This window comes from Massilia sp. CT11-108, assembly GCF_047302915.1.
Taxonomy (GTDB): domain Bacteria; phylum Pseudomonadota; class Gammaproteobacteria; order Burkholderiales; family Burkholderiaceae_D; genus Telluria; species Telluria orientalis.
Genome location: NZ_JBKYMO010001712.1, coordinates 1 through 242 on the forward strand (window position 1 = coordinate 1; position 242 = coordinate 242).

At 75.2% G+C, this 242-nt stretch carries 1 protein-coding gene; it reads right to left on the bottom strand.

Annotated elements, in window-relative coordinates; all coding sequences use genetic code 11:
* Window positions 1–242 (bottom strand): hypothetical protein (locus tag ACEN88_RS36125; RefSeq protein WP_413347185.1); only part of this gene is annotated, 242 nt, incomplete at both ends.

Genomic DNA, 242 nt, shown 5'->3' on the forward strand with positions numbered 1-242 from the left:
GTGGTTGGCGAGCGTGATCGGGGCGAGGCCGCCGCTGGGGCGCGGGCGCATGATGGCGTCGGCGCCGACGGCGGGCGTGATGGGGTTGGCGCGGGCGAACGCGAAGCTGGACGTCGTCAGCAGCTTGAAGCGCGGCAGGCGGTCCCACGATACGCGCGCGGCCGCGGTCCACGGCTGGTCGGCCGCGTGCGGGCGGCTGTGCGATTGCACTTGCGCCTGCAGGGCGTCCGGACCGCTGGAGA